Source organism: Nocardioides sp. (genome assembly GCF_031422975.1).
Taxonomy (GTDB): Bacteria; Actinomycetota; Actinomycetes; order Propionibacteriales; family Nocardioidaceae; genus Nocardioides.
In genome coordinates, this window is the sequence record NZ_JANPEO010000500.1 from 1 (window position 1) to 3393 (window position 3393).

Here is a 3393-nt window from a genome sequence, read left to right on the forward strand (position 1 = left end):
CCGATGTCGCCGGGGCGGATCGCACCGAGCGCCTTGAGCTTGCTCGTGGTGTCCTTGGCCGAGTTGATCCTCATCAGCTTCTTGCGCAGCTTGTCGCTGATGGCGACCGGTGCGTCGGACGTGGTGTCGGTGCCGCCGGCGATGCCGGACTCGATCTGACCGAGGGCGATCTTGTTCGCGACCTGGATCGCGGCCTGGAGCCCGGTGCCGCAGGCCTGCTGGATGTCGGTCGCCGGAGTCTCGGGCGCCAACTTGGAGCCGAGCACCGACTCGCGGACCAGGTTGAAGTCGCGGGCGTGCTTGAGCACGGCCCCGGCGACGACCTCGCCGACGGCCTGACCCTCGAGGCCGAAGCGGGTGACGAGTCCGTCGATCGTGGCGGTCAGCATCTCCTGGTTGGAGACGCCCGCGTAGACGCTGTTGGACCGGGCGAACGGGATCCGGTTGCCGCCGAGGACGGCGACGCGGCGGGTCTTGGCCTGCATGTGTGCTCCTGACACGAGAAGATCTGGTGCGTGATGTGGTGACTCGCAGATGCGCGGCCGATGCTGCCGGCGCCGGCTCCTATCCTTGCTCGCAACACCCGCCCAGGGAATGCAATGAGCGCCACATCACGAACTGTGGACACCGAGTTACACGACTTGTTACAACTTCTCCACCCCCCATCTTCGCTTCCTTGACTCCACCGGAGGACCACCACCCATGAGTGACCGCTACCAGGGCTTCGTCTCCTCTCCCATCGGCAGGATGATGGTGAAGAACCTCGGCCTCCCCGCTCCCACCCGCCTCGAGCGGTACGCCGCCGGCGACCCGCTCGTCGCCGGCACCGTCGCCCTCGGTGGTGACGGCCGGCTGAGCGCGTCACTGCCGACCGTCCTGGAGGGTCTCGGCATCGCGTGGAGCCTCCCGACCTCCGGTGAGAAGTACAAGGGCCTCGTCTTCGATGCGACCGGCATCACCGACACCCGGGCCCTGATCGCGCTGCAGGAGTTCTTCACCCCGCTGCTGCGCAGCCTGGAGACGTGCGCACGCATCGTCGTTCTCGCCACCACGCCCGAGTCCGTCAGCGGCTCGGAGCGCGTCGCCCAGCGCGCCCTCGAGGGCTTCACCCGCTCGCTCGGCAAGGAGATCGGCCGGGGCGGCACCGTCCAGCTGGTCTACGTGACGCCGGGGGCCGACGACGCCATCGCCTCGACGCTGGCCTTCTTCCTCTCCCCCAAGTCGGCCTACGTCTCCGGCCAGGTGGTGCGCATCGGCGCCCACCAGGAGCGCGAGGCCGAGCACGTCGCCGACTGGCACCGTCCGCTCGAGGGCAGGATCGCGCTCGTCACCGGCGCCAGCCGCGGCATCGGCGAGCAGATCGCCCGGGTGCTGCACCGCGACGGGGCGAAGGTGGTCGGCGTCGACGTGCCCCAGGCCGCCAGCGAGCTCCAGGCGTTGATGAGGGAGCTCGAGGGTGACCACGTGACGCTGGACATCACCGGCAAGGACGCGCCGCAGCGCATCGCCCACCACCTGGCGACCGAGCACGGCGGCGTCGACATCGTCGTGCACAACGCCGGCATCACTCGTGACAAGAAGCTCGCCAACATGGACGAGGACCGCTGGTCCAGCGTGATCGGCGTCAACCTCACCGCACCCGAGCGGATCACGCGTCAGCTGCTCGAGGACAAGGTGATCAACGACAACGGCCGGATCATCGGCGTCGCCTCGATCGCGGGCATCGCCGGCAACGTGGGCCAGACCAACTACGCCGTCTCGAAGGCCGGCGTCATCGGCCTCGTCGACTCGCTCGCCGACGACCTCGGCCACGGCATCACCATCAACGCCGTCGCGCCGGGCTTCATCATCACGGCCATGACGGCGGCCGTGCCGTTCGCGACCCGCGAGGTCGGCCAGCGCCTCAACGTGATGAGCCAGGGCGGGCTGCCGGTCGACGTCGCCGAGGCGATCGCGTGGTACGCCTCCCCCGGATCGACGGCCGTCAACGGCAACGTCGTGCGGGTCTGCGGCCAGATGATGCTGGGCGCCTGATGCAGGCCAAGCGCCTGGACGGTGCACCCGGCGGACTCGGCACGCTGATCAGGGCGGCTCTTCCCGCCGTGCCGGGCGTGAAGCTGCTGCCCGGGGTGAGGAAGGCGTCCTCGAAGGGCTTCACCGGACTGTCCTACACCCGCACCGGCGTCGAGGCCGCGCGCGCCGATGTCGAGGCGTACGCCGCAGTCTGCTCCTTCCCCCGCAAGGACACCGTTCCCCTGCCCTATCCGCACCTGCTGGCCTTCCCGCTGCACATGGCCGTCATGAGCGACCCGGCGTTCCCCTACCCGGCGATCGGCATGGTGCACCTCGAGAACACCATCACGGCCCGTCGGGCGATCGCGGTCGGCGAGGTCCTCGACCTGTCAACGGCCGTGGCGACACCGCGCGCGCACGCCAAGGGCGCGCTGCTCGACTTCGTGACCACCGTGACGAGCGGCGGCGACACCGTGTGGGAGTCGACGTCGACGTACCTCCGTCGCGGCGCCAGGGCGGAGGGCGAGCCGGCTGTGGGCCTCGCGATCGCCGACGCACCGACCGTCGGCGTGCAGTGGCAGCTCCCCGCCGACCTGGGCCGTACCTACGCGGGTGTGTCGGGTGACCACAACCCGATCCACCTCTACCCGCTGACTGCCAGGGCGCTGGGCTTCCGGCGCCAGATCGCCCACGGCATGTGGACGTTGGCGCGCAGCATCGCGGCCATCGAGAACCGCCTGCCCGATGCCGTGGGAGTCGAGGTCGCGTTCAAGAAGCCGGTGTTCCTGCCGGGCACGGTGGCCTTCGCCGACCGCACCGACGCCGGTGTCCACACCTTCGCGCTCTCCGACCCGACGAACGGCTCCCCGCACCTCGTCGGCCGCGCCACCCCCGGCTGAGAGGCTCAGCGACGCGGCAGGCCGAACTGGACCGTGGTGACCGCCATCCGCGTGGCGACCGCGTCCGCCGGGGCCGACGTCATCGGGAACACCGCACGGCCCTGGGTGAAGGTCGCGGTGCCGGGCGCCCAGACGCCGAGGTCGGTGATCGCGTCGCCGTCCCAGTCGCCCGCGACCGGCAGGTCGCCGGCGACACCGAGTGGGAGCTGCGAGGTCCACACGTGTGCGTTCGCGTCGACGAGTCGCAGCGTGAAGGTGGCGGTGGCCTGGTCGAAGACGCCGAGGTCGGTCACGCCGTTGCCGTCCCAGTCACCCGAGACCGGCAGGTCGTCGACGTCACCGAGGAGCACCGTGGCGGACGTGCCATCCGGCCGGCGCTGGTAGAACGTGCCCTCGGCGGGCCGGTAGACGCCCACCTCGTCGGTGCCGTTGCCGTCCCAGTCACCCGACACCGCGCGGTCGGAGGCGAGGCCGTAGCCCA

General features: G+C 70.5%; 3 protein-coding genes and 1 pseudogene. 2 read left to right on the forward strand and 2 right to left on the reverse strand.

Annotated features, from left to right (window positions below; all coding sequences use genetic code 11):
* A pseudogene (locus RMO85_RS14900) lies at positions 1-485 on the reverse strand (acetyl-CoA C-acyltransferase); the annotation flags it as partial.
* 217 nt (positions 486-702) lie between these two features.
* Here RMO85_RS14900 and RMO85_RS14905 point away from each other — a divergent pair.
* Both RMO85_RS14905 and RMO85_RS14910 read left to right on the forward strand, forming a co-directional pair.
* A complete protein-coding gene (locus tag RMO85_RS14905; protein WP_310529511.1) occupies positions 703-2034 on the forward strand; it encodes a 3-oxoacyl-ACP reductase in 1332 nt (443 codons plus the stop codon).
* The gene (locus tag RMO85_RS14910) at positions 2034-2912 is read left to right on the forward strand and encodes a MaoC/PaaZ C-terminal domain-containing protein (RefSeq protein ID WP_310529512.1); all 879 of its coding nucleotides are present in this window, start codon (positions 2034-2036) and stop codon (positions 2910-2912) included. The genes RMO85_RS14905 and RMO85_RS14910 overlap by 1 nt, the downstream gene beginning before the upstream one ends.
* Positions 2913-2917: 5 nt before the next feature.
* Here the strand turns inward: RMO85_RS14910 and RMO85_RS14915 are convergent.
* Positions 2918-3393 (reverse strand): hypothetical protein (locus RMO85_RS14915; RefSeq protein ID WP_310529513.1); only part of this gene is annotated, 476 nt, incomplete at its 5' end.